Here is a 23,641-nt window from a genome sequence, read left to right as displayed (position 1 = left end):
AGGGCCGGAAACAAGGGGCCGGCACAAGACCACAGGCCGCCGCGGGTGCGACGGCCTGTGGTAACGGAAGGCCGAAATCAGAGGTTCGGATAGATCGGGAAGGCGTCACACAGCGCCTCGACTTCGCGGCGGACCCGCTCCTCGACGTCAGAATTGCCGGTCTCCCCGTTCTCGGCCAGCCCGTCGACGACCTCGACGATCCAGCGGCCGATCTGGCGGAACTCGGTTTCCGTGAACCCGCGGGTCGTGCCTGCGGGGGACCCCAAACGCACACCGGATGTGACCGTCGGCTTTTCCGGATCGAAGGGGATGCCGTTCTTGTTGCAGGTGATATGGGCGCGGCCAAGGGCGGTTTCGGTCGCGTTGCCCTTCACGTGCTTGGGGCGCAGATCGACTAGCATCAGGTGCGTGTCGGTGCCGCCCGTGACGATGTCCAGACCGCCCTTCATCAGCTCGTCCGCCAGCGCCTGCGCATTGGCGATGACCTGTTTCTGATAGGCCTTGAACTCGGGCCGCAGCGCCTCGCCAAAGGCGACGGCCTTGGCCGCGATCACGTGCATCAGCGGACCACCCTGAATGCCCGGGAAGATGGCAGAGTTCACCTTCTTGGCGATGCCTTCGTCATTGGTCAGGATCATGCCGCCGCGCGGGCCGCGCAGGGTCTTGTGCGTGGTCGTCGTGGCGATATGCGCGTGCGGGAAGGGCGAGGGGTAAAGACCCGCCGCCACCAGACCCGCGAAATGCGCCATGTCCACCAGCAGGTAGGCACCGACGCTGTCGGCAATGCTGCGCATCCGCTCGAAATCGATGATGCGCGGAATGGCAGAGCCGCCGGCGATGATCATCTTGGGCTGATGCTCTGCCGCAAGGTCCGCGACCTGATCGTAGTCCAGTTCCAGATCCTGTTCGCGCACACCGTATTGCACGGCGTTGAACCATTTGCCCGACTGGTTCGGGCGCGCCCCGTGGGTCAGGTGGCCGCCCGCATCCAGCGACATCCCCAGAATCGTGTCACCCGGCGACAGCAGCGCCTGAAACACACCCTGGTTGGCCTGAGAGCCGGAGTTCGGCTGCACGTTCACGAAGTCACAGCCGAACAGCTGTTTGGCGCGGTCGATGGCCAGATTTTCGGCCACGTCGACGTGCTGGCAGCCCCCGTAATAGCGGCGCCCCGGATAGCCTTCGGCATACTTGTTGGTCATGACGCCGCCCTGCGCTTCCATCACGGCGGCGCTGACGATGTTCTCTGATGCGATCAGCTCGATCTCCTTGCGCTGGCGACCAAGTTCGGCGGTCATCGCGGCGGCGAGTGCGGGATCGCGGCTGGCAAGCGTTTCGGTGAAAAAGCCGTCGTCGCGGGTTGTCGCGTTCATGGCGAGTCCTTTCAGGCAGGAGTGCGTATCCCCGCCCTCATACGCCAATCCCGGTCCGGTCAAAAGCGGCAAAACGACCCGGGCTTGCGGGGCACCGACGCGCGGCCGCGCGGCTGCGCTTGCGTTTCAGCTGCGAACCATGGACAAATCCGCAATGAACCCGATGGAAAGCCTGCCCATGCCCCGCCTGCGGATCGCCTTTCTGGCCAGCGAGGCCCCGATCGCCCAAGAGGCGATGGCCGATCTGATCGCCCGGCACGGCAACGCGCCGCTGGCCGAGGCGCAGTTCATCGTGGCGCTGGGCGGTGACGGCTTCATGCTGCAGACCCTGCATGCGACGCAGGATCTGGACGCCCCCGTCTACGGCATGAACCGCGGCACCGTGGGGTTCCTGATGAACGCCTACGCCGGCGACAATCTGGTGCAGCGGCTGCAAGAGGCCGAGGAAGAGATCGTCAATCCCCTCAGCATGACGGCGCTGTCCGCCGACGGGTCGATGCACACGGCGCTGGCGATCAACGAGGTGTCCCTGCTGCGCGCAGGCCCGCAGGCCGCGAAACTGCGGATCACCGTGGACGGCAAGCTGCGGATGGAAGAACTGGTCTGCGACGGCGCGCTGGTCTGCACGCCCGCAGGCTCGACCGCCTATAACTACAGCGCGCACGGGCCCATCCTGCCGATCGGATCCGACGTGCTGGCGCTGACGGCGATGGCGGCGTTCCGGCCGCGCCGCTGGCGGGGGGCCTTGCTGGCCAAGACCTCTGTCGTGCGCATCGACGTGCTGAACCCTGAAAAACGGCCCGTCATGGCCGACGCCGATGGCAAGGCTGTCCGCAACGTTGTCAGCGTCGAAATCCGGTCGGATCCGACGATCCGCCATCGCATCCTCTTCGATCCCGGCCACGGGCTGGAGGAGCGGTTGTTCCAAGAGCAATTCTCCTGAGCCGGGTTTTCCTGCGGCGCGCCGGGAACCTTTCAGTCGGCCCGGTGTTTTGTCAATAGAGGGGATGGCGACGATAACCGAAGCCAACTCCCTGTTATGATAGGAGATTTATCATGGGCGAACTGACAGACAAGACCAAGGCCGCCGGCAACAAGATCGCCGGTGCCGCCAAGGAAGTCGCTGGCAAGGCCACGGACAACGAGCGTCTGGAGGCCGAAGGCAAGGCACAGCAAGCCAAGGGCGATGTGCAAAAGGCGACCGGCACCGTGAAGGGTGCACTGGGCGACGACATCTGAACCCAAGAAGTTTTTCGATAAATCGGCCCCGTCTGCGTCGCAGGCGGGGCCTTTTTGTATCCGGGGCAGGCGGCAGACGCCGCGCGACCAGCCGATCGCTCAGACCAGCGTCAGGCCGCGCCGCCGTATCCCAGCGGTCGCAGGGCTGCGCGAATTTCGTCCAGCACGGCCGGATCGTCGATTGTCGCGGGCATCTTGAAATCGGCGTTGTCGGCAATCGACACCATCGTGCGGCGCAGGATCTTGCCGGACCGTGTCTTGGGCAGACGGTCCACGACGGCGACCAGCTTGAAGGCGGCAACGGGGCCGATCTCGTCCCTGACCATGCGGATGCAGTCGGCGATGATCTCGGCGTCAGTCCGTGTGGTGCCCTTGTTGGTGCAGACGAACCCCATCGGCAACTGCCCCTTCAGCGCGTCGCTGACGCCGATCACTGCGCATTCGGCGACGTCGGGATGGTTGGCGAGGATCTCCTCCATCGCGCCCGTCGACAGGCGGTGACCGGCCACGTTGATCACGTCATCCGTGCGCGCCATGACATAAAGGTATCCGTCCTCGTCCAGACGCCCTGCGTCCCCCGTCTCGTAATAGCCGGGAAAGGTCGAAAGGTAGGATTTGACGAACCGGTCCTCGGCGTTCCACAGGGTGGGCAGGGTGCCGGGGGGCAGGGGCAGCTTGATCGCGATGGCGCCCAGTTCGCCGACAGGTTTGTCGTGTCCGCCTTCATCCAGGATGTGGATGTCATACCCCGGCATCGCGACGGTGGGGCTGCCGATCTTGACCGGCAGCGCCTCGATCCCGGCGGGGTTGCCTGCGATGACGGCACCGGTTTCGGTCTGCCACCAATGATCGTAGACCGGCACGCGCATGATCCGCTGCGCCCAGATGATCGTGTCCGGATCGGCGCGTTCACCGGCCAGATAGAGGGCGCGCAGGCTGCTGATGTCGTAGTTCTTGATCAACTCGCCCGTGGGATCGTCGCGCTTGATGGCGCGGAACGCGGTGGGCGCGGTAAAAAACGACTTGACCTTGTGGTCCTGAATGACGCGCCAGAAGGTGCCCGCATCAGGCGTGCCGACGGGCTTGCCTTCGAACACGACCGTGGTGTTGCCCTGGATCAGGGGACCGTAGCAGATATAGCTGTGCCCCACGACCCAGCCCACGTCGGACGCGGCCCAGAACACCTCTCCCGGATCGACGTTATAGACGTTCTTCATCGTCCAGTTCAGCGCGACCAGATGTCCGGCCGTCGGGCGCACGACGCCCTTGGGTGCGCCCGTGGTACCAGAGGTATAAAGGATATAGGCCGGATGATCGCCCTCTACCGGGACGCAATCGGCGGGCGTCACGCCGTCCTGCACGGCGTGCCAGTCGTGATCGAACCCCGCCGTCAGATCGCAGGGGAGTTGCTCGCGTTGCAGGATGATGGTGAAATCGACCTTGTGCTTGGCCTGCGCGATGGCCCCGTCGATCAGGGGCTTGTAGGCAATCGTCCGCCCCGGCTCCAGCCCGCAGGACGCGCCGATGATCGCCTTGGGTGTCGCATCGTCGATCCGCACGGCCAGTTCATGCGCCGCAAAGCCGCCGAAGACGACCGAGTGGATTGCCCCGATCCGCGCGCAGGCCAGCATGGCGACGATCGCCTCGGACACCATCGGCATGTAGATGATGACCCGGTCGCCCTTGGTGATGCCCCGGTCGCGCAGCGCCCCGGCCAGACGCGCGGTCGCATCCTTGAGTTCGGCAAAGGTCATCCGGCTGACGGTGCCGGTGATCGGGCTGTCGTGGATGATCGCAACCTGTGCGCCGCGCCCCTTGGCCACGTGCCGGTCGACGGCGTTATAGCAGGTGTTGACCTGCGCGTCGGCGAACCAGCGGTAGAGCGGTGCCCGGCTGATATCGAGGGCATAGGACGGCGGCTTGACCCAGTCGATCTTCTGCGCCTCGGCCATCCAGAACGCCTCCGGGTCGTCCTGCCAGCTTTTGTAGATCTTGGCGTAGGCCATGGTCAGCGTCCTCCCAAACGGTCGCTTCATGGATAGGCGCGGGATTTCGCCGCAGCAAGTCTGGCGCGCGCCGGGGTGGCGGAATCGTCAAGAAATTGACAGGCGTGGCGCGGGACTGGCCCTGCGGGCCAGCCGGAGGCGCTGCCTCCGGACCTCCGAAGTATTTTTGACCAGAAGAAGGGGGGCGGATCCATCACAACGCGGTGATTTTGTGATATTGCGGAAAATGGCCTGAATATGAAATGATCGGGCGCAATTTCGCCGATTTGCGCAGCTATATTTTGTGCTGTCCTTGTGGGTTGGCATTGCGGCCTTTAGCTCTGATCGCACGGGACGACACTTCCGCCGCCTCCGTTCACCTGGAGAAGATCATGGACAAGCACGGTACACCCTCGAAGTCGAAACAGGCCCCGAAGCCGGCCACAACGCCGGACACCATCAAGGCTAAGCAGCCTGACCAGAAGCCCCAGACCGCGAAGAAGTAAGCCCTTGCCAACCGGGGGGTGGCCGCAAGGCCATCCCCGCCCTGTCACCGGTCGCCGTAGCGCGCCAGATAATCCGCAACCCACGGCACGGGTGCATGGCCAAAGTGTTTCCGCGTGCCCCAGCGCTGACCGTGCGGCTGCGCCAGATCCTCGGGATTGGGCGCGCCATGAAAGGCCACGACAAAGGCGTCGCCCGGACCTGCCGGGCGCAGGGCGCGGCCGAGCGGCGCGTGCCAGACAAGCGACTTCTTGAAACTCAGCACCCAGTCCCGCGGCCAGTGATGACGGTCAGTCGCGGTCTCGTGGATGAAATCCTGATCGTTGACCAAAGGTTGCAAGGTGTCCCAACCGGCCTCGTGGAACCTGTCCCAGATCTGATGCTGGGTGCCCGACATGAACCCCACGACGGAACTGTTCGACTTGCGGGCCGCAGCGTTGCGCCAGGGCAGGACCCGTTCCGACAGGTTTGGCCAGTCCTTGATCACATGCAGGCCCGGCACGGTTCTGATCCGCTCAAACAGCGGCGCGAGGTCACGGACCACCACGACGTCCACGTCGATCATCAGGATCGGCGTGCCGTCTGCGAACAGCCCCGGCTTGAAGATCGCCAGTTTCGGCCACATCCCCGGCACCCAGTGGTCCCGCGCCAGCCGGAAATCGGGCAGGGGCAGGGTGGTGATGCCATCGTCCAGCCCCGCGGTGTCGTCGGTCAGGCAGACGAAGGTGAACGGGCACGACATCAGATCGGTCAGCGCGCGGAACAGGATGTTGGTGTCCCGGAGCGGATAACCCTTGCCCCACTTGAAACAGGCGATGACAGGTGGGTGGGCCATGGATTGTCCTTTCGCGGTCCGCGCGCGCCGCGCCGGTGGTCAAGGTCGCGGGCGCAACCGCCCGGACCAGATTTTCAGGGGCCGCGCCCGGAAAGGTCAGCCGTAATGCGCGACCGGCGTGCCGGCGATGGCGGACATGTTCAAAAGGCCGCGCGCGGTGATCGACGGGGTCACGATATGGGCGCGGTTGCCCATGCCCATCAGGATCGGCCCGACCTCCAGCGCGTTGCCCTTGATCTTGAGGATGTTGCGCACGCCGGACGCCGCATCCGCATTGGCGAAGACGAGGCAGTTCGCGGCGCCGTCCATATGCGCGCCCGGAAAGATCCGGTTGCGCAGATCGACGTCCAGCGCAGAGTCGATGTGCATCTCGCCTTCGAAGCTGAAGTCGCGGGGTGCGCTGTGCAGGATGTCCATCGCGGCCCGCATCCGCCGGCCAGAGGAGCTGTCCATATTGCCAAACTGGCTGTGAGAGCACAGTGCGATCTTTGGCTCGACCCCGAAGCGGCGAATATGGCGGGCGGCGCCGATCACGGTTTCCGCGATCTGCTCTGGCGTCGGCTCTTCGTGGACCTGGGTGTCGGCGATGAACAGGCTGTCGTTCTCTAGGATCATCAGGGACAGGGCCGCGACCGGGTGAAGTGACGCGTTTCCAAGGATTTGCTGGATGTAGTTCAGGTGCCACAGAAACTGCCCGAAGGTGCCGCAGATCATGGAATCCGCCTCGTCGCGGTGGACCATGACGGCGGCGATGGCGGTGGTGTTGGTGCGCATGATCGCGCGCGCCAGATCCGGCGTCACGCCCTGACGGGCCATGATGTCGTGATATGTCCCCCAGTAATCGCGGTAGCGGGGATCGTTTTCCGGGTTCACGATCTTGAAGTCGACGGCGGGCCGGATATCCAGACCCGCGCGTTCGCAGCGTGCCGCAATGACATCGGGGCGGCCGATCAGAATGGGCACGTCCGTCGTCTCTTCCATGATCGCCTGCGCCGCGCGCAACACGCGCTCGTCCTCGCCTTCCGCAAAGACGATGCGGCGGGTGACGGTGCGCGCAGCCTCGAACACCGGGCGCATGATGAAGGCTGATTTGAACACGCTGGCGTCCAGCTGCCGCTTGTAGGCCACCATGTCCGCGATGGGGCGGGTGGCCACACCGGTATCGCAGGCCGCCTGCGCCACGGCGCTGGCCACGACGCCCATCAGGCGCGGATCGAAGGGTTTCGGGATCAGGTAATCGGGACCGAAGGTCAGTTGTTCCCCCTGATAGGCCGCCGCCGCCTCGGCGCTGGTCGTGGCGCGCGCCATGGCGGCGATACCTTCGATACAGGCGATCTTCATCTCGTCATTGATCGTCGTGGCCCCCGCATCCAGCGCGCCCCGAAAGATGAACGGAAAGCACAGCACGTTGTTGACCTGATTGGGAAAGTCGGACCGGCCGGTGGCGATGATCGCCTTCGGGTTCACGGCACGCGCGGCCGCAGGGTCGATTTCCGGGTTCGGGTTCGCAAGCGCAAAGATGATCGGCACATCGGCCATCTTGCCCACCATCTCTGGCGTCAGCACGCCGGGGCCGGACAGGCCGAGGAAGACGTCGGCGCCGTCGATCACGTCCATCAGGCTGCGCGGTTCGTCGCCTTGCGCGTAGTCCGCCTTCTGGTCGGTCATGTCCAGTTCGCGGCCCGTATAGACAAGGCCCTGCAGGTCGCACAGATAGACATTGCGCCGCTGCACACCCAGTTTCAGCAGCATGTTCAGACAGGCGATGCCAGCGGCACCGCCGCCCGTCGACACGACCTTCACGTCCGCGAAATCCTTGCCCGCGATGCGCAGGGCGTTGGTGATGCCAGCACCGACCACGATTGCCGTGCCGTGTTGATCGTCGTGAAAGACGGGGATGTTCATCCGCTCGCGGCAGATCTTTTCGACCACGAAGCAATCGGGCGCCTTGATATCCTCAAGGTTGATCGCGCCGAAGGTGGGTTCCAGTGCGCAGACGATCTCTGCCAGCTTCACGGGGTCGGGTTCGTTCAATTCGATATCGAAACAGTCGATATTGGCGAATTTCTTGAACAGGACCGCCTTGCCCTCCATCACCGGCTTGGACGCCAACGCGCCGATATTGCCAAGGCCCAAGACCGCGGTGCCGTTGGTCACGACGCCGACAAGGTTGCCGCGGGTGGTGTAATCGCGCGCCGTGTCCGGGTCGCGCTTGATCTCCAGACAGGCCTCGGCCACGCCGGGCGAATAGGCGCGGCTCAGGTCGCGACCGTTGGCCAGCGGCTTGGTCGCCCTGATCTCCAGCTTGCCGGGGCGGGGAAACTGGTGATAGTCCAGCGCGGCCTTGCGCAGGCTGTCGGAAGGGGTGTCGTTGTGATCTGCGGGGGGCATGGCCGGGCCGTCCTTTGGTGAAACTGGTTCACCCCTAAACCATCCCGGCCGCTGCGCCTAGGCCGGGTTACGCACCCCGGCCGGTCTTTTCCTGCAACGCGTCGATCCGCTTGGACGCCTCGGCCTTGCTCAGCGTCGGATCGAAGTCTTCGTCGGCTTCCTCCGACAGCGTCTGCAAATAGCTTGCCTGCGCGCCGGTCATCGCTTCGTCGCCGGTCACCCAGTCATCGACGGGCTTTTCCGCGTTGCCGGGGGCATCGGTCTTGGGGTGGCTCAGGTCATCGGTCATGGGACATCCTTTCATGATATGTTCATATAATGTTCCGGTGGCGATTTTGTTCCGCCGGAGGCGGCACAGGGCTGCGGTGTCATACGAATTATCAACCTCTGTCGCGCAGTTTGCCCGGACGTCACAGGATGCAAGAGGCCGACATGCTGCTGTTCAGACAATTCTCTTTGGCGCTGTTCGTGCTGGGTTTGCTGATTGCCACCCCGGACGACGCCCCCGCGGACGCGTTGTCGCTGACGGGACGAACGTCGATCCTGCAGGGTCAGGTCGCGCTGGTCCAGTTGCAGGCCCCCCAGCCAGAGCGAAATCCTGAAACAACGGTCGCCAGCCTGTTCGCGGGCGACGCGGGGCGCAGCTTCTTCGCGCCCTATCCGGTGCGGTTGAAACGCGCGCGGATCGCGACGGACACCGCGATGACCGGGTTTGCCCTGTTGCAGGGCGGCGCCCCGGCAGAGCGTGTGCGCCACCTGATCGCAGCGGCAGAGGCGGGGCGCGCGGGCTATGACGCCGTGAACTACGGTGCGACGCGCAAGCCCGCCAAACGCCCCACGGACATGACCATCGCCGAAATCTATCGCTGGATCCAGGCGACGCCCGGCCAGCCCCACGCCATCGGGCGCTATCAGTTCATCCCGTCCACCCTGCGGCGGGTCGTGGATATCGTGGGTGTCGATCTGCAGGACCGGTTCAGCCCGCAGGTGCAGGATGCGCTGGCCGATGTCCTGCTGGCAGAGGCCGGGTTCGACGACCTGTCAGGGGGCCGGATCAACCGGATCACCTTCATGAACAATCTGGCCAAGATCTGGGCGGGCCTGCCCAATTCCAGCGGCCAAAGTCACTACCACGGCTACGCCGGGAACCGCGCCACCCTGACTTGGGCGCGGTTCGAGGCGGAAATGAGCAACATCTTCCCAAGTTGACGCGCAGCGGTCACTTGGTCCCGGTCTGCGCCTCGTATTGGGCCGACAGGCGGTCGATCATCTCGTCCGCGTGGTCAGAGGTCATCTGGTCGCTGAACGGATGGCCCGTCTTTTCGCACAGGTCCTGCAGGATGGCGGCCTGTTCGCCGTTCATCATGTGGTGGTCTTCGGTCATGTTGGGGCCTTCGGGCATCGGTCTCGTCCTTCTTGTGTGATGCGGTGGCGGGGCCGTCGTGACGGACGCCGCCGCAAACGGGCTGCGATCAGAGGTTCTGATCGGTGTTCAGGCTGTCGGTCAGTTCCGCGATCCGCTGCAGCGCTTCCGCCTCGGTCAGGTTCGCGTTGAACGGCTCGCTCGCATCCTCGCACAGGCTGCGCAGCATATCCGCCTGATCGTCGGTCATCGGACTGTCCGCCGCGTTGACAATGGCATCATCGCGACCCGCAACGGGTGGGGTGGGGGGGATCATTGCAGCCTCCTGTGGTGTGCGTAAGGTAACGCGGGCGCATGGCCCAGAGTTCCCCGCGAACGGCTTGCATCCGGGGCAACCGGCCTGCACTGTTACGCCAAATTCCGGAGAATCCCACCATGCCCCATCCCGATGCCGCCACCGCCGCCCTGATCGCGGCCGCCACTGCCGTGCGCGACAACGCCCACGTGCCCTATTCCGGGTTCAAGGTCGGCGCCGCGATCCGCACCGCGGACGGCGCGATCCACATCGGCTGCAACGTGGAAAACGTGGCCTATCCCGAAGGCACCTGCGCCGAGGCGGGCGCCATCGCCGCCATGTGTGCCGCCGGCGCGCGCGACATCCTGGCCGTCGCCGTCATCGCGGACAGCCCGCAACCCGTCAGCCCCTGCGGCGGCTGCCGTCAGAAACTGGCGGAATTCGCAAGCGGCGACACCCCCGTCACCCTGACCACCACCGACGGCGCCGTGCTGGACACGACCGTGGGCGCGCTGCTGCCCGGCGCCTTCGATCTGGACTACATGAGCCGGGTATGACGATGGATGCCCGTGCCCTGATCGCCGCCGTCCGGCGTGGCGACGTGGCCCCTGACGGTCTGGCGACCTTCACCGCCGGTCTGGCAGACGGTCGCGTGACTGACGCGCAGGCCGGTGCCTTTGCGATGGCCGTCTGCCTGCGCGGGCTGGACGCCGCCGGTCGCGTGGCCCTGACGACCGGCATGCGCGACAGCGGCGACGTGCTGCACTGGGACCTGCCGGGTCCGGTGCTGGACAAGCATTCGACGGGCGGCGTGGGCGACTGCGTCTCGCTGATCCTCGCCCCGATGCTGGCGGCCTGTGGCGTCTATGTCCCGATGATCTCCGGTCGTGGTCTGGGGCATACGGGCGGCACGCTCGACAAGCTCTCGGCCGTGCCCGGCGTCTGCGTCGACGTAAGCGAGGCCGACCTGCGCGCCATCGTGGCCGATGTCGGCTGCGCCATCGTCGGCGCCACGACCCGGATAGCCCCGGCGGACCGCCGCCTTTACGCCGTCCGCGACGTGACGGCGACGGTCGATTCCATCGACCTCATCACCGCCTCGATCCTGTCGAAAAAGCTGGCCGCGGGCCTTGATGCGCTCGTGCTGGACGTGAAGGTCGGCAGCGGCGCCTTCATGAAGACCCGCGCCGATGCGACGGCCTTGGCACAGGCGCTGGTCGATACGGCGCGCGGGGCAGGGTGCCCGACCGTGGCCGTGCTCTCCGACATGACCCAGCCGCTGGCCCCCAGCCTTGGCAACGCCACGGAAATGGCGGTCTGCCTCGACGTGCTGTCGGGCCAGCCAGAGGCCGCACCCCGCCTTGTCACGCTGGCGCTTTCACTGGGATGCGAGGCGCTGGCGCTGGCCGGCTGGCCCGCCGACAAGGCCCGCGCGGCGCTGGAGCGGACGCTGGCCGACGGCAGCGCCCTGGACCGCTTCGCGCGGATGATCGCCGCCCTCGGCGGGCCGCCCGACATGGACAAGGACTGGCGCACGCACTTGCCAAAGGCCCCGGTCACACTGGCCGTCACGGCCCCACACGCAGGCTTCATCACGGCAATCGACGGCGAGGCGCTGGGGCTGGCCGTCGTGGCCTTGGGCGGTGGCCGCGCACGCGAGGGCGACCGCATCGACCCCGCCGTGGGCCTGACCGACGTGCGCGATCTGGGCACGCCACTGGCCCGCGGCGACCGGATCGCCACCGTCCACGCCCGCACGCAGGACCGGGCAGAGGCCGCGCGCGATGCGGTGCTGGCCGCTATCACCATCGGCGCACGGCCCGACGCCACGCCCCTGATACTGGACAGGATTACCTGACATGACACGCGCTTTTCTGGTCGTCATCGACTCGGTCGGCATCGGCGGCGCGCCCGATGCGGACGCCTTCTTCAACGGCACGCGCCCCGATACCGGCGCCAACACCCTTGCGCACATCGCGCATGCGCAGACCCTGCACCTGCCGGTCATGGACGCGCTGGGGCTGGGGGCGGCCATCACGCTCGCCAGTGGTGACGCTGCACCGGGTCTGGGGGCAGAGCCGACCGGCGCCTGGGGGGCCGCGACCGAAGTCAGCCCCGGCAAGGACACTCCGTCCGGCCATTGGGAACTGGCGGGCGTGCCGGTGCCATGGGACTGGACCTATTTCCCCAACACCCAGCCCGCCTTTCCCGACGACCTGACGGCATTGATCTGCAAAGCGGCGGGAACCGACGGCATCCTTGGCAACTGTCACGCCAGCGGCACGGCGATCATCGACGCACTTGCCGCCGAACACATCCGCACCGGCTGGCCCATCGTCTACACCTCTGCGGATTCCGTCCTGCAGATCGCGGCGCACGAAGGATCCTTCGGCCTCGACCGCCTGCTGAAACTCTGCAAGGACATCGCCCCCCACCTGCATGCGATGAAGGTCGGGCGGGTGATCGCGCGGCCCTTCATTGGCAGCGAAGGCCACTACAGCCGCACCGCCAACCGCAAGGACTACGCCATCGCGACACCGGCCCCCACGATCTGCGACGACGCGCAGGCCGCAGGCCGCCACGTCTATGCGGTGGGCAAGATCGGCGACATCTTCTCGATGCGCGGCATCGACGAGAACCGCAAGGGTGACGACCGCGCCCTGATGGGCCACCTGTCCGATCTGGTGGACGGGGCGGAGGAGGGGTCCTTCACCTTCGCCAACTTCGTCGAATTCGACAGCATCTACGGCCACCGCCGCGACATTCCGGGCTACGCCAGCCATCTGGCGTGGTTCGACAACGCCCTTGGCGACCTGCTGACCCGCCTGCGCGACGGCGATCTGCTGATCGTGACGGCGGACCACGGCAACGACCCCAGCTGGACCGGCACCGATCACACCCGCGAACGCGTGCCGGTGCTGGTGCACGGCGCAGGCCCGCGCGCGCTGGGCCAGATCGCCTTCGTCGATGTGGCGGCCTCCGTCGCGGATCACCTCGGCATCACCCACTCCGGACCCGGAAAGTCGTTCCTATGAGCCTGCGCGCCCTCCCCAAAGTCGAACTGCACCTCCACCTCGAAGGCGCGGCCCCGCCGGATTTCATCAAGGGCCTCGCCGCCGAAAAGCGCATCAGGCTCGACGGCATCTTTGACGCTGACGGCGGCTACGCCTTCCGCGACTTCGCCCATTTTCTGAGTGTCTATGACGAGGCCTGCCGCGTCCTGACTGGACCCGAGGAATTCTACCGCCTGACCCGCGCCGTGCTGGCCGAAAGCGCCTTTCACGGCGTCATCTACACCGAGGCGTTTCTGTCCCCCGACTTCTGCGGCGGCGGCGATCTGTCCGCGTGGAAGGATTACCTCGCCGCCATCGCCCAAGCGGCCTCGGACGCGGAACGCGATGACGGCATCGTGCTGCGCGGCATCGCCACGGCTGTCCGCCACCACGGCCGCGACGCCTGCCGCAAGGCGGCAAAGGTCGCGGCGGAAACGGCGGGCGATTTCCTGACCGGCTTCGGCATGGCGGGGGCAGAGCTGGAAGGCCGCCCCGGCGATTTCGCCTACAGCTTCGATCGGGCAAAGGAGGCGGGCCTGCGCCTGACCGCCCACGCCGGCGAATGGGGCGACCCCCAGCGCATCCGCGAAACGCTTAGCTTGGGCGTCGAACGTCTGGGCCACGGCATCCGCGCGATCGAGGATCCGCGTCTGGTCGACGATCTGGCCGAACGCGGCATCACACTCGAGGTTTGTCCGGGGTCGAACGTCGTGCTGCAGGCCGTCGATGGCTGGGACGTGCATCCCATCGAAAAACTGCGCGACGCAGGCGTGCCGGTGACGATCAGCACGGACGATCCGCCGTTCTTCCACACCACGATGACCGCGGAATACGAAAACCTGCAACGCACCTTCGGCTGGCAAGAGGCGGATTTCCGTGACACCAATGTCGCCGCCGCCAAGGCTGCCTTCTGCGACACCGCCACCCGCGACGCGATCCTGAAACGACTGGAGCCTGCCCCATGACCGACCATTCCACCGCCGGCCACCTGACCCACGTCACCCACCCGCTGGTGCAGCACAAGCTGACACTGATGCGCCGTAAGGAAACCTCGACCGCCAGCTTCCGCCAGCTGCTGCGCGAGATCAGCCAGCTTCTGGCCTACGAGATTACACGCAGCCTGCCGCTGACCACGGAACGGATCGAAACGCCCTTGCAGCCCATGGATGCCCCCGTGCTGGACGGCAAGAAACTGGTGCTGGTCTCGATCCTGCGTGCGGGCAACGGGTTGCTCGACGGCATCCTCGAACTGGTGCCTTCCGCCCGCGTCGGCTTCGTCGGCCTCTACCGGGACGAAGAAACGCTGAAGCCCGTGCAATACTACTTCAAGGTGCCGCAGGCGCTGGAGGATCGGATGGTCATCGCCGTCGATCCGATGCTGGCGACCGGCAATTCCTCTGTCGCGGCCATTGATTTGCTGAAGCAGGCCGGGGCCACGAACATCCGCTTCCTCTGCCTGCTGGCCGCCCCCGAAGGCATCGCCCGCATGAAAGAGGCGCATCCCGACGTGCAGATCGTGACCGCCGCGGTGGACGAGCGGCTGAACGAGAAGGGCTATATCGTGCCGGGTCTGGGCGACGCGGGCGACCGGATGTTCGGCACCAAATAAGGCGAAACCGGGGCAGGATTGGCTTTACTTGCTATGCGTTGTTTGCGATGTTGCCACAATATATTGTGGGGATGTCTATGTCTGCGACACGTTTCGCCAGTGCAATCGCAACCGCGGCCCTGATGGCGTCAGGCCTCGGGGTGGCGTCGGCCGCCGCGCAAACCTCTGCGGTGCCGGCAGAATTCCCGCCCGCCGGGTATGACGCCAGCCAGTATGTCGACTCCAAGGGCTGCGCCTTCGTGCGCGCCGGCATGGACGGCATGGTCAGCTGGGTGCCGCGCGTCGACCGCGCCCGCAACCAGTTGTGCAACTTCCAGCCCACGATCACGCGCACCGCGCAGGCGCCGGCCCCCGCGCCGACGTCTGCACCGACACCGGCCCCCGTGCCGACGCCGCCTCGCGTGACGCTGCCTGCGCGCACCGCGCCCGCAGCCGTGGCGCCACCTCCCCGCGTGGCCATGGCGACCCCGCAGGTCCGCCGGGTGCCTGCGCCGCAACCGGCCCGCGTGGCCGCCGCAGCCCCCCGCACGGTCCCCGCGCCACAGGCCGCCCCCGCGCCCCGCATCACCTATGCCCAGGCCTGCGCCGGCCGCTTTGGCGTGCAGCCGGGGTTCATCAGCGCCAGCACCCGCGCGCCGATCGACTGCGGACCCGGACCGCAGGCTGTCACGGCACCGACACAGCTGCGCCTGACCCTTGACGCCGCCTGTGCGCGCCAGGCTCAGACCGGCCAGACACTGATCAACGCGGCGACCGGTGCGCCCATCGCCTGCGCGACGCAGGCCCCGGTCCAGATCGCGGCAGCAGCACCAGGGGCCTACACCTTACCCGCGACAGGGCAGGCCGCACCGGGATGCAACATACCCGGCCTGATCTGGGATCCTCGGTTCCCCGTGCGCTGCGGCCCGCAGACGGAATCACCCTCGGGCCGGGTCTATGGCCTGTCGCGCGGCTACAGGGTCATCGCCGAGGTCACCGCGCGCTATCCCGCCGCGGCGGTCGCGCCTCGGGCGACCCCCGCCCGGTCAGCCCCTCCGCTCTTCGGTGCCGGACCGGTGCCCGCCTCGAACGCACCCTACGGCGGCCCGGTGCAGACCCCGGCAGGCTATGCCCGCGTCTGGGACGACGGCCGCATCAACCCGCTGCGCGGCAAGCAGGTCGTACAGGCGACACCTTACGTCAGCAGCAGGTCGGTCGCCCCCGCCGCCGTGCGGGCCCCCGCCGCCGTGTTGGCCCCCGCCGCCGCCGCTGGCCAACGCTACGTTCAGGTCGGCAGCTTTGGCGACCCGGCCAACGCCGCGCGCCTGATCGCGCGCCTGCAGGCCGCGGGCCTGCCCGTCGCCTCTGCCAGATCCGGCGGGCAGAAAACGATTGCCGCCGGTCCGTTCCGGTCGTCCGGCGACCTCAACCATGCCTTGGGCATCGTTCGCGGCATGGGCTTTTCGGACGCCTTCCTGCGCAGCTGACCGGCACCCCGGCGGCGGGTCCGACGACCCGTCGCTTGCCTCAGCTATCGCAGATCGCCTGCACCTGAATCCATTCCGCATCCGTCAGCACCGGCACCGGCATCTTGCCCCGCATCGGATCAGAGGTGATCAGTGTCGCCCCGTTCTGATCCCGCGCCGACCGCAACGACGCATAAGGCGCCGAAGAAACATCGGCCGCCCCAAAGGCGCGCAACAGCACGGTTTCCGACACCGGACGCAGACCAGAGGCAAGCAGGAAATCCGCATACCCCGACAGCGCCGTCTCGGGAAGGCGGCCGGATGTCAGCAACTGGATCGTCGCAGGCAAGCCCGCATAGCGCAGCAGATCGTCCAGCGGATCATCGCCGCGCGCCCGCGCGGCAATGATGTCGCCCGCCGCGATCAGCGGATCGTCATAGCGCACCAGCATCGACCGGTCGATCACCGTCAACGCGCCGGGCAGGGTGAAGGGCCCCGGCAGCGCCGCCGGCAGCACCACGATCTGCCCCGGCGCCTGCCGCCCGAACAGCCGCGTCGTCAGCGTCTGCAGTGCTGCACGCCCGCGCGGGCCGCGACAAACCGGTCCGGTGCGCGCCTGCAGGTGGCCCAGCACCGTCGCCCCGATCTCGGCCCGGCGCAGGTCACTGACGCTGGCGGCGGTCTGCTTTCGCAGCGCATCCGGCCCCCACAGGGACGTCCCGCCGATCACGGCCAGCAGCAGCGCCAGCGTCAGCATCTGCCGCAACCGGCCCCGCTTGGGCTGCGCCGCCTTGATCAGACTGCCGCGCACCGTGTCGATGGCGGCGATCATCGTGGGATCGTCGATCTCCAGCGTCTCGGTCGCGTCGGCGTCGGGCGCGAATAGGGCGGGCACCTCCTGCGGGTTCAGCCGTGCCACGGCGGGCAGCGACCAGTGCGACAGCGGTCGCCCCGCGCTGTCCGAGACGACCAGCGTCGCATCGCCGAAGGACACGATGACCTCGCGCCGCTGATCCGTGCGCGTGGCACGCCACAGCCCGAGGCTTTCCAGTCGTTCGTATTGCGAAAGTGCGGTCATGCTGCCTGTCTGCCGGTTTTTCACACCCTAGGGCACGCGCCGACAAACGCCTAGGGGGTCGCGGCCCGCTTGCGCAATTCGAATTTCTGGATTTTCCCGGTCGAGGTCTTGGGCAATTCCCCGAACACCACGCGCTTGGGGCACTTGAACCCCGCCAGACGGCTGCGCGTGTGGGCGATCAGATCGGCCTCGCTCGCCTCACGCCCCGCCTTCAGCTCGACAAAGGCGCAGGGCACCTCGCCCCACTTGTCATCCGGCATCGCCACGACCGCACACAGGCTCACCGCCGCATGGTGCATCAGCGCACTCTCCACCTCGATCGAGGAGATGTTCTCGCCACCAGAGATGATGATGTCCTTCGACCGGTCGGTGATCTGGATATAGCCGTCGCCGTGCTGCACCCCCAGATCCTCGGTGTGGAAATAGCCCCCCGCAAAGGCCTTCTGCGTGGCCTCGGGGTTGCGGTAATAGCCTTTCATCACCGCATTGCCGCGCATCATGATCTCGCCCTGCGTCTCGCCGTCGCGGGGCACGGGGCGCATCGCAGGGTCCATCACGACGATATCGTCCATCATCGGCATCAGCACGCCCTGCCGCGCCTTGATCGCGGCGCGGTCATCCTCCGGCAACGCGTCCCAAGCGGTGTTCCAGATGCATTCGGTCGCGGGTCCGTAGGTTTCGGTCAGCCCGTAGACCTGCGTGATGTTGAACCCCAGTTTTGACACGGCGGCCAGCAGCGCTGCGGCGGGCGGCGCGCCTGCGGTGAACACCTCGACCGTGTGGTCGAAGGCGCGGCGGTCGGCCTCGTGTGCGTTCACGATCAGGTTCAGCACGATGGGCGCGCCGCCGAAATGCGTCACCCCATGATCCGCAATCGCCGCATAGATCGCGGCGGCGGTGATGTCGCGGCAGCAGACGGCAGTGCCCCCCAGCAGCGGCATCATCCAGGTGTGGGTCCAGTTGTTGCAATGAAACAACGGCACGATCTGCAGCATCACCGGAAATAACGTCATACGCCAGGCGATCTGGTTGCCCACCGTTGCCAGATACGCGCCCCGGTGGTGATAGACGACGCCCTTGGGCCGCCCGGTCGTGCCAGAGGTATAATTCAGCGCAAGGCTTTCCCACTCATCCTGCGGCATGACCCAGTCAAAGGCCGGATCACCTTGCGCCACCAGATCCTCGTACAGCCTGTGTCGCCCGGTGGCGGGAATGCCGGCGACGATGTCGGGCACCTCGATCACGATGGGGGCAGGGGTCTCCATCAGGGCGATCGCCGCCTCGACCAGCGGCACACTGGCGCTGTCCACGATCACGACCCGTGCAGCACCGTGATCCAGGATATAGGCGACCGTATCCGCATCCAGCCGCGTGTTGATCGTGTTCAGCACACCTGCACAGGCCGGCACCGCAAAGGTCGCCTCCGACTGCGCCGGCACGTTGGGCAGCAGCGTGGCCACGACATCGCCCGGCGCCACACCCAGATCCGCCAGCGCGCCCGCCAGCCGGCTGACGCGCGCATGGTATTCGGCATAGGTCCAGACCGTGTCGCCGTAGGCCAGAGCCGGCCGGTCGGCAAAGACATCCGCCGCGCGCCGCAGATGCGACAGGGGCGTCAGCGGCGCAAAATTCGCGGGCCCCCGGTCCAGCCCGCTCTCGTCGTTCATCCAGCCCATGTGCCGGCACCCCTTCACCTTGATCCTCGTCCGGGCCAGAGTGCGGCAGCGCCACGGACAGATCAATGGGAACCTCATGGCAAAGCACCCTCTCGGCCACGCCTCATGATCCTGTCACCGGGCCGCCGCTACGCCTTCGTGCACATCCCCAAGACCGGCGGCACCGCCATGGCGCTGGCACTCGAGGCGCGGGCGATGAAAGACGACATCCTGATCGGCGACACGCCCAAGGCGCAGCGCCGCCGCGCGCGGCTCGCGACGCTGCAGGCGCCGGGCCGGCTGTGGAAACACAGCCGCCTGCGCGATGTGGAGGGGGTCTGCGACATGACCGGCTGGCGCATCTTCACCCTCGTGCGCAACCCTTGGGACCGGATGGTCAGCTACTACCACTGGCTGCGGGTGCAAGGCTTCGCCCATCCCGCCGTCACGCTCGCAAAGGACACGACCTTCAGCGCCTTCATCAACCACCCGCAGACCGTTGCCAGCCTGACCGCCCACCCCTACGCCGCCTATGTCACCGACACAGACGGCCAGATCCGGGCGACCGACTTCATCCGCCTCGAACGGGCGTCGACGGACTTGACCCCCGTTTTCGCCCACCTCGGCTTTCGCTTTGTGTTGCCGCAGGCCAACGCCAGTCAACGCAACCGCGACTGGCGCCCCTATTACACGGACGCCGATGCGGCCTTGATCGCCAGGGCCTGCGCTGCCGACATCGCCCGCTCACGCTATACGTTCGATCCGGACCCGGCGGCCTGATCGCCACAATACGGCGACCGCCACGGTCCCGGCTTCTTCTGGTCAAAAATACTTTGGGGGGTGAATTGGCCGTCAGGCCAAGAGGGGGGCAAAGCCCCCCCTGTCGTCGCGCCGCCCGCAGGCGGCGCAATCCCTCAGGCCGCGCGTTCAGCGGCAGGCCCGAATCGCCCATAGAATGACTGCCCCTTGTCTGCCATCTCGCGCAGCAGGTCGGGGCAGGCAAAGCGGTCGCCGAACCGTTCCGCCAACTGGTCGCACCGCTCTGCCGCATAGGGGCTGCCGATGATGTCAAGCCAGCTGAACGGCCCGCCGGACCACGGCGCAAAGCCCCAGCCAAGGATCGCACCCACGTCGCCCTCGCGGATATCGGTCAGCACACCGTCCTCTAGCGCGCGCACCGCTTCCAGCACCTGCGCGAACAACAGGCGATGCTGCACCGTCACAAGGTCAGGCTGCGCGTCCGCGACCGGGTACTTGTCGCCCAGCTCTGTCCACAGCCCCTGCCGCTTGCCCGCGTCGTCGTAGGCATAAAAGCCCGACTTCGACTTGCGGCCCATCCGGCCCTTGTCGGCCATCCAGAACAGCACCTCGTCCACTTCACCGTCCGGATAGGCATCGCCCATCGCGGCCTTCGTCGCCTTGGCGATCTTCACGCCCAGGTCGATGCTGGTCTCGTCCACCAGCTGTAGCGGTCCCAGCGGCATGCCGACCAGCTTGGCCGCATTCTCGATCAGGGCGGGGGCGACCCCCTCCTTCACCATGCGGATGCCTTCGTTGATGTAGGGGATGATGCAGCGGTTCGCGTAAAAAAACCGCGCATCGTTCACCACGATCGGCGTCTTGCGGATCTGCCGCACGAAATCCAGCGCCTTGGCCACGGCCACGTCGCCGGTTTGCTTGCCCCGGATGATCTCGACCAGGTTCATCTTGTCGACGGGGGAAAAGAAGTGGATACCGATGAACCTTTCCGGATCATTGCTCGCCTGCGCCAGCTCCGTAATCGGCAGGGTCGAGGTATTGGTGGCAAAGATGCAATCGGGCCCGGTGACGGCCTGCACTTTTGCCGTCACGTCGGCCTTCACGCCCATGTCCTCGAACACGGCCTCGACGATCAGATCGCAATCCTTCAGCGCGGCATAATCGGTCGTGGCCGTGATCAGCTCCAGCACCTGTTCCTTCTTCTCTGCCGTGGCCTTCTTGCGCGAAATCCCCTTGTCCATGTAGGCGGCGGTATAGGACTTGCCCTTGTCGGCGGCCTCCTGCTTGGCGTCGATCAGCACGACCTTGATCCCTGCGAGGGCCGAGACCAGCGCGATGCCGGCCCCCATCATGCCAGCACCGATCACGCCGACCCGGCTGACTCGCTGGTCGGCCACGTCGGGGCGGTTGGCACCCTTTTCCAGCGCTTCCTTGTTGATGAACAGGCTGCGGATCATCGCCGACGACGACGGGTTCAGCAGCACCGAGGTAAACCACCGCGCCTCGATCTTCAGCGCCGTATCGAAGGGCACCAAGGCACCCTCATAAACCGCCGACAGCAACGCCTTGGCCGCCGGATAGACACCCATCGTATTGCCATTCACCATCGCAGAGGCACCGACGAAGGTCATGAATCCCGCCGGATGATAGGGCGCACCGCCCGGCATCTTGTAGCCTTTCTGGTCCCACGGCTTCACGATATCCGCGTCCTTGGCAGACAGCACCCAGGCCTTGGCAGCTGACAGCAACTCTTCGGGGGCCACGACCTCGTCCACGATCCCCGCCCGCATCGCGGCCTTGGGATCGTTCATCTTGCCCTGCAGCAGCAGCGGCGAGGCCGCCATCGCGCCCAGTTTGCGCGAAATCCGCGTCGTGCCACCGGCACCGGGGAAAATCCCCACCATGATCTCCGGCAGGCCGATCTTGGCCTTGGGATTGTCCGCGGCAAAGATGCGGTGACAGGCCAGCGGGATTTCCAGCCCGATCCCCAGCGCCGTGCCGGGCAGGGCTGCGGCGATCGGCTTGCCGCCCTTCAGGGTCTTGGGGTCCATGCCCGCCCGCTCGATCCGGCGCAGCACGCCGTGCATCTGCATCACGCCGTCAAAGATGCCCTGGGCGGGATCGTCACTCTCGTCGCGCATCCGGGCGATGATGTTCAGGTCCATGCCCCCGGCGAACGATCCTTCCTTGCCGGAGGTGATGACGATGCCCTTCACGGCGTCATCCCTCAGCGCCTGCCCCACCAGCGCGTCCAGATCGGCAAAGCCCTGCTGGCTCATGACGTTCATGGATTTGCCGACAGTGTCCCAGGTGATGACGGCAACGCCGTCGGCGTCGGTGGTCATGGTGAAATCGGTCATGGGGTGTTCCCTTCCGCTGTTGGTGGTGGCGCGACGGTCGTGTCGTCGTCCGGCGCCGATGTATGGATCAAATGGCGATGCTTGACCGCCAGCCCGCTGTTCAGTTCCGTGGCCCGCCAATGCCTATCCTGATACCGAAGAGTCGCGGCGGAGATGAACCGCGGCATCACCCTTTGACCGTTGCTCAGGACATCCATGGTATAGGCGCCCTCGATGTGATCCTCAGATATGGCCTGCACATCATGCGCAATCCGGATCAGATCGGAGACCCGCTGCACGTTGATCTGCAACCGCCACTGCTCGAACTTTTCGCGCAACTGGTCCTCGGTGCCCATTTCCGACGGGCCGGCCGCGCTGTTGACCACGACCGGACAGGACATCGTGGTGCGCCAATTGTCGTAATCGTTCGCGACGACATAGGCGGCGACCCGGTCAAGCCAATCCTGAAAGACGGTATGGGCAGCCTTGGCGTCCATAACCGTCAGACCCGCTCGATGATGGTGGCCGCCCCCATGCCGGATGCGATGCACAGCGTGGCAAGGCCGGTGGACTTGCCCGTCCGTTCCAGCTCGTCCAGCAGGGTGCCGATGATGATCGCACCTGTCGCGCCCAGCGGGTGGCCCATGGCGATGGACCCGCCGTTCACGTTGACGACCGACGGATCGACATCGAAGCGCTGCATGAAACGCAGAACGACCGATGCAAATGCCTCGTTCACCTCGAACAGATCGATATCCGAAATGCTCATGCCGCTGTCGGCCAGAATCTTCTCGGTCACAGGCACAGGTCCGGTCAGCATGATCGTGGGATCGGTGCCGATCTTGGCCGTGGCCCGGATCACCGCGCGCGGCTTGAGGCCCATGGCCTCGCCCCAGGCCTTGGACCCGATCAGCACACCGGCGGACCCGTCCACGATGCCCGACGAATTGCCCGCGTGGTGGATGTGGTTGATCCGCTCCAGATGCGGATATTTCATCAGGGCGACCTTGTCGAAACCGGGCATCGTCTCGCCCATATCCTTGAAGGACGCCTTCAGCGCGCCAAGCGATTGCATGTCGGTGCCGGGGCGCATGTATTCGTCGTGATCCAGTATCGGCAGACCATTCATGTCACGCACCGTCACGATCGACCGGTCGAACCGCCGGTCGTCCCAAGCCGCCTTGGCCCGGCGCTGGGATTCCACCGCCAGCGCATCGGCGTCATCGCGCGAAAACCCGTATTCGGTGGCGATGATGTCAGCCGAAATACCCTGCGGCACGAAATAGGTGTCCATGGCAATCGAGGGATCGACGGCGATCGCCGCCCCGTCGCTGCCCATGGCAACCCGGCCCATCATCTCCACTCCGCCCGCGACATAGGCCTGACCGGCCCCGCCACGGATCTGGTTGGCGGCCAGATTGACCGCTTCCATGCCCGACGCACAGAACCGGTTGATCGCCAGCCCCGGGATCGACTGGTCGAGGTCCGAGGCCAGCACGGCGGTCCGCGCCAGGCAGCCGCCCTGTTCGCCCACCTGTGTCACGTTGCCCCAGATCACGTCCTCGACGGCGTGGCCTTCCAGATTGTTGCGTTCCTTCAGCGCGTTCAGCACGCCGGCGGACAGCCGGGCGCTGGTGACTTCGTGCAGGGACCCATCGGCGCGGCCCTTGCCACGGGGCGTGCGCACGGCGTCAAAGATATAGGCGTCTGTCATTGTG

Annotated in this window: 23 protein-coding genes; 11 read left to right on the top strand and 12 right to left on the bottom strand. The window is 66.3% G+C overall.

Features of this window, described 5'->3' with window-relative positions; translation table 11 throughout:
• Positions 1–77: 77 nt before the first annotated feature.
• Positions 78–1,373: a serine hydroxymethyltransferase gene (gene glyA, locus GLR48_RS17515; RefSeq protein WP_272911427.1), complete on the bottom strand. Its 1,296-nt coding sequence runs from the start codon at positions 1,371–1,373 to the stop codon at positions 78–80.
• A gap of 178 nt (positions 1,374–1,551) precedes the next feature.
• Between glyA and GLR48_RS17510 the strand changes: the two genes are divergently transcribed.
• Positions 1,552–2,316, top strand: a complete 765-nt coding sequence (locus GLR48_RS17510) for an NAD kinase (RefSeq protein WP_237064583.1) — start codon at positions 1,552–1,554, stop codon at positions 2,314–2,316.
• A gap of 113 nt (positions 2,317–2,429) precedes the next feature.
• Positions 2,430–2,612 carry a CsbD family protein gene (locus GLR48_RS17505; protein ID WP_237063303.1) on the top strand — a complete coding sequence of 61 codons (183 nt, stop codon included), beginning with the start codon at positions 2,430–2,432 and terminating at the stop codon, positions 2,610–2,612.
• Between the two features lie 110 nt (positions 2,613–2,722).
• On the opposite strand, the gene GLR48_RS17500 is transcribed toward GLR48_RS17505, so the two are convergent.
• Positions 2,723–4,618, bottom strand: coding sequence for an AMP-binding protein (locus tag GLR48_RS17500; protein ID WP_237063301.1), 1,896 nt, complete (start codon positions 4,616–4,618; stop codon positions 2,723–2,725).
• A gap of 242 nt (positions 4,619–4,860) precedes the next feature.
• Here GLR48_RS17500 and GLR48_RS17495 point away from each other — a divergent pair, with 242 nt between their 5' ends.
• The gene (locus GLR48_RS17495; RefSeq protein WP_237063299.1) at positions 4,861–5,103 is read left to right on the top strand and encodes a hypothetical protein; all 243 of its coding nucleotides are present in this window, start codon (positions 4,861–4,863) and stop codon (positions 5,101–5,103) included.
• Positions 5,104–5,147: 44 nt separating this feature from the next.
• Here GLR48_RS17495 and GLR48_RS17490 read toward each other — a convergent pair whose 3' ends face one another.
• From GLR48_RS17490 to GLR48_RS17480, 3 genes are all read right to left on the bottom strand, one after another.
• Positions 5,148–5,936 (bottom strand): hypothetical protein, encoded by a 789-nt coding sequence (locus GLR48_RS17490; protein ID WP_237063297.1) that lies wholly within the window; start codon positions 5,934–5,936, stop codon positions 5,148–5,150.
• A 96-nt stretch (positions 5,937–6,032) separates the two neighbouring features.
• On the bottom strand, positions 6,033–8,327 hold the full coding sequence (locus GLR48_RS17485) for an NADP-dependent malic enzyme (RefSeq protein WP_237063295.1): 2,295 nt from the start codon (positions 8,325–8,327) through the stop codon (positions 6,033–6,035).
• Positions 8,328–8,394: 67 nt separating this feature from the next.
• Positions 8,395–8,616: a DUF3072 domain-containing protein gene (locus GLR48_RS17480; protein ID WP_237063293.1), complete on the bottom strand. Its 222-nt coding sequence runs from the start codon at positions 8,614–8,616 to the stop codon at positions 8,395–8,397.
• A gap of 143 nt (positions 8,617–8,759) precedes the next feature.
• Here GLR48_RS17480 and GLR48_RS17475 point away from each other — a divergent pair, with 143 nt between their 5' ends.
• Positions 8,760–9,536 carry a hypothetical protein gene (locus tag GLR48_RS17475; RefSeq protein ID WP_237063291.1) on the top strand — a complete coding sequence of 259 codons (777 nt, stop codon included), beginning with the start codon at positions 8,760–8,762 and terminating at the stop codon, positions 9,534–9,536.
• Between the two features lie 10 nt (positions 9,537–9,546).
• Here GLR48_RS17475 and GLR48_RS17470 read toward each other — a convergent pair whose 3' ends face one another.
• The gene (locus tag GLR48_RS17470; protein WP_237063289.1) at positions 9,547–9,729 is read right to left on the bottom strand and encodes a hypothetical protein; all 183 of its coding nucleotides are present in this window, start codon (positions 9,727–9,729) and stop codon (positions 9,547–9,549) included.
• 70 nt (positions 9,730–9,799) lie between these two features.
• Positions 9,800–10,006 carry a DUF3072 domain-containing protein gene (locus GLR48_RS17465; protein ID WP_237063287.1) on the bottom strand — a complete coding sequence of 69 codons (207 nt, stop codon included), beginning with the start codon at positions 10,004–10,006 and terminating at the stop codon, positions 9,800–9,802.
• A gap of 119 nt (positions 10,007–10,125) precedes the next feature.
• On the opposite strand from GLR48_RS17465, the gene GLR48_RS17460 reads away from it, so the two are divergent.
• From GLR48_RS17460 to GLR48_RS17435, 6 genes are all read left to right on the top strand, one after another.
• Positions 10,126–10,542, top strand: coding sequence for a cytidine deaminase (locus GLR48_RS17460; RefSeq protein WP_237063285.1), 417 nt, complete (start codon positions 10,126–10,128; stop codon positions 10,540–10,542).
• Positions 10,543–10,544: 2 nt separating this feature from the next.
• A complete protein-coding gene (locus GLR48_RS17455; protein WP_237064582.1) occupies positions 10,545–11,843 on the top strand; it encodes a thymidine phosphorylase in 1,299 nt (432 codons plus the stop codon).
• Between the two features lies 1 nt (position 11,844).
• Positions 11,845–13,020: a phosphopentomutase gene (locus tag GLR48_RS17450; protein WP_237063283.1), complete on the top strand. Its 1,176-nt coding sequence runs from the start codon at positions 11,845–11,847 to the stop codon at positions 13,018–13,020.
• Positions 13,017–14,003 carry an adenosine deaminase gene (locus GLR48_RS17445; protein ID WP_237063281.1) on the top strand — a complete coding sequence of 329 codons (987 nt, stop codon included), beginning with the start codon at positions 13,017–13,019 and terminating at the stop codon, positions 14,001–14,003. Before GLR48_RS17450 ends, GLR48_RS17445 begins: the two co-directional genes overlap by 4 nt.
• Positions 14,000–14,647, top strand: coding sequence for a uracil phosphoribosyltransferase (upp, locus tag GLR48_RS17440; RefSeq protein ID WP_237063279.1), 648 nt, complete (start codon positions 14,000–14,002; stop codon positions 14,645–14,647). The genes GLR48_RS17445 and upp overlap by 4 nt, the downstream gene beginning before the upstream one ends.
• Before the next feature lie 77 nt (positions 14,648–14,724).
• The gene (locus GLR48_RS17435) at positions 14,725–16,113 is read left to right on the top strand and encodes an SPOR domain-containing protein (protein ID WP_237063277.1); all 1,389 of its coding nucleotides are present in this window, start codon (positions 14,725–14,727) and stop codon (positions 16,111–16,113) included.
• Between the two features lie 40 nt (positions 16,114–16,153).
• On the opposite strand, the gene GLR48_RS17430 is transcribed toward GLR48_RS17435, so the two are convergent.
• Both GLR48_RS17430 and GLR48_RS17425 read right to left on the bottom strand, forming a co-directional pair.
• Positions 16,154–17,170 (bottom strand): hypothetical protein, encoded by a 1,017-nt coding sequence (locus GLR48_RS17430; protein ID WP_237063275.1) that lies wholly within the window; start codon positions 17,168–17,170, stop codon positions 16,154–16,156.
• A 50-nt stretch (positions 17,171–17,220) separates the two neighbouring features.
• On the bottom strand, positions 17,221–18,846 hold the full coding sequence (locus GLR48_RS17425; protein WP_237063273.1) for an AMP-binding protein: 1,626 nt from the start codon (positions 18,844–18,846) through the stop codon (positions 17,221–17,223).
• Between the two features lie 105 nt (positions 18,847–18,951).
• Here GLR48_RS17425 and GLR48_RS17420 point away from each other — a divergent pair, with 105 nt between their 5' ends.
• Entirely contained in the window at positions 18,952–19,605 is a 654-nt protein-coding gene (locus GLR48_RS17420) for a sulfotransferase family 2 domain-containing protein (protein ID WP_237063271.1), read from the top strand.
• Between the two features lie 134 nt (positions 19,606–19,739).
• Here GLR48_RS17420 and GLR48_RS17415 read toward each other — a convergent pair whose 3' ends face one another.
• From GLR48_RS17415 to GLR48_RS17405, 3 genes are read right to left on the bottom strand one after another with little or no spacing between them, the layout of a single operon-like run.
• Positions 19,740–21,944: a 3-hydroxyacyl-CoA dehydrogenase NAD-binding domain-containing protein gene (locus GLR48_RS17415; RefSeq protein ID WP_237063269.1), complete on the bottom strand. Its 2,205-nt coding sequence runs from the start codon at positions 21,942–21,944 to the stop codon at positions 19,740–19,742.
• Positions 21,941–22,420: a hypothetical protein gene (locus tag GLR48_RS17410; protein WP_237063267.1), complete on the bottom strand. Its 480-nt coding sequence runs from the start codon at positions 22,418–22,420 to the stop codon at positions 21,941–21,943. The genes GLR48_RS17415 and GLR48_RS17410 overlap by 4 nt, the downstream gene beginning before the upstream one ends.
• A 5-nt stretch (positions 22,421–22,425) precedes the next feature.
• Positions 22,426–23,637 carry an acetyl-CoA C-acetyltransferase gene (locus tag GLR48_RS17405; protein ID WP_237063265.1) on the bottom strand — a complete coding sequence of 404 codons (1,212 nt, stop codon included), beginning with the start codon at positions 23,635–23,637 and terminating at the stop codon, positions 22,426–22,428.
• Positions 23,638–23,641: the final 4 nt, after the last annotated feature.

It is taken from the genome of Loktanella sp. M215, from assembly GCF_021735925.1.
Classification (GTDB): Bacteria; Pseudomonadota; Alphaproteobacteria; order Rhodobacterales; family Rhodobacteraceae; genus Loktanella.
This window is presented reverse-complemented; position numbering and strand designations above follow the sequence as displayed.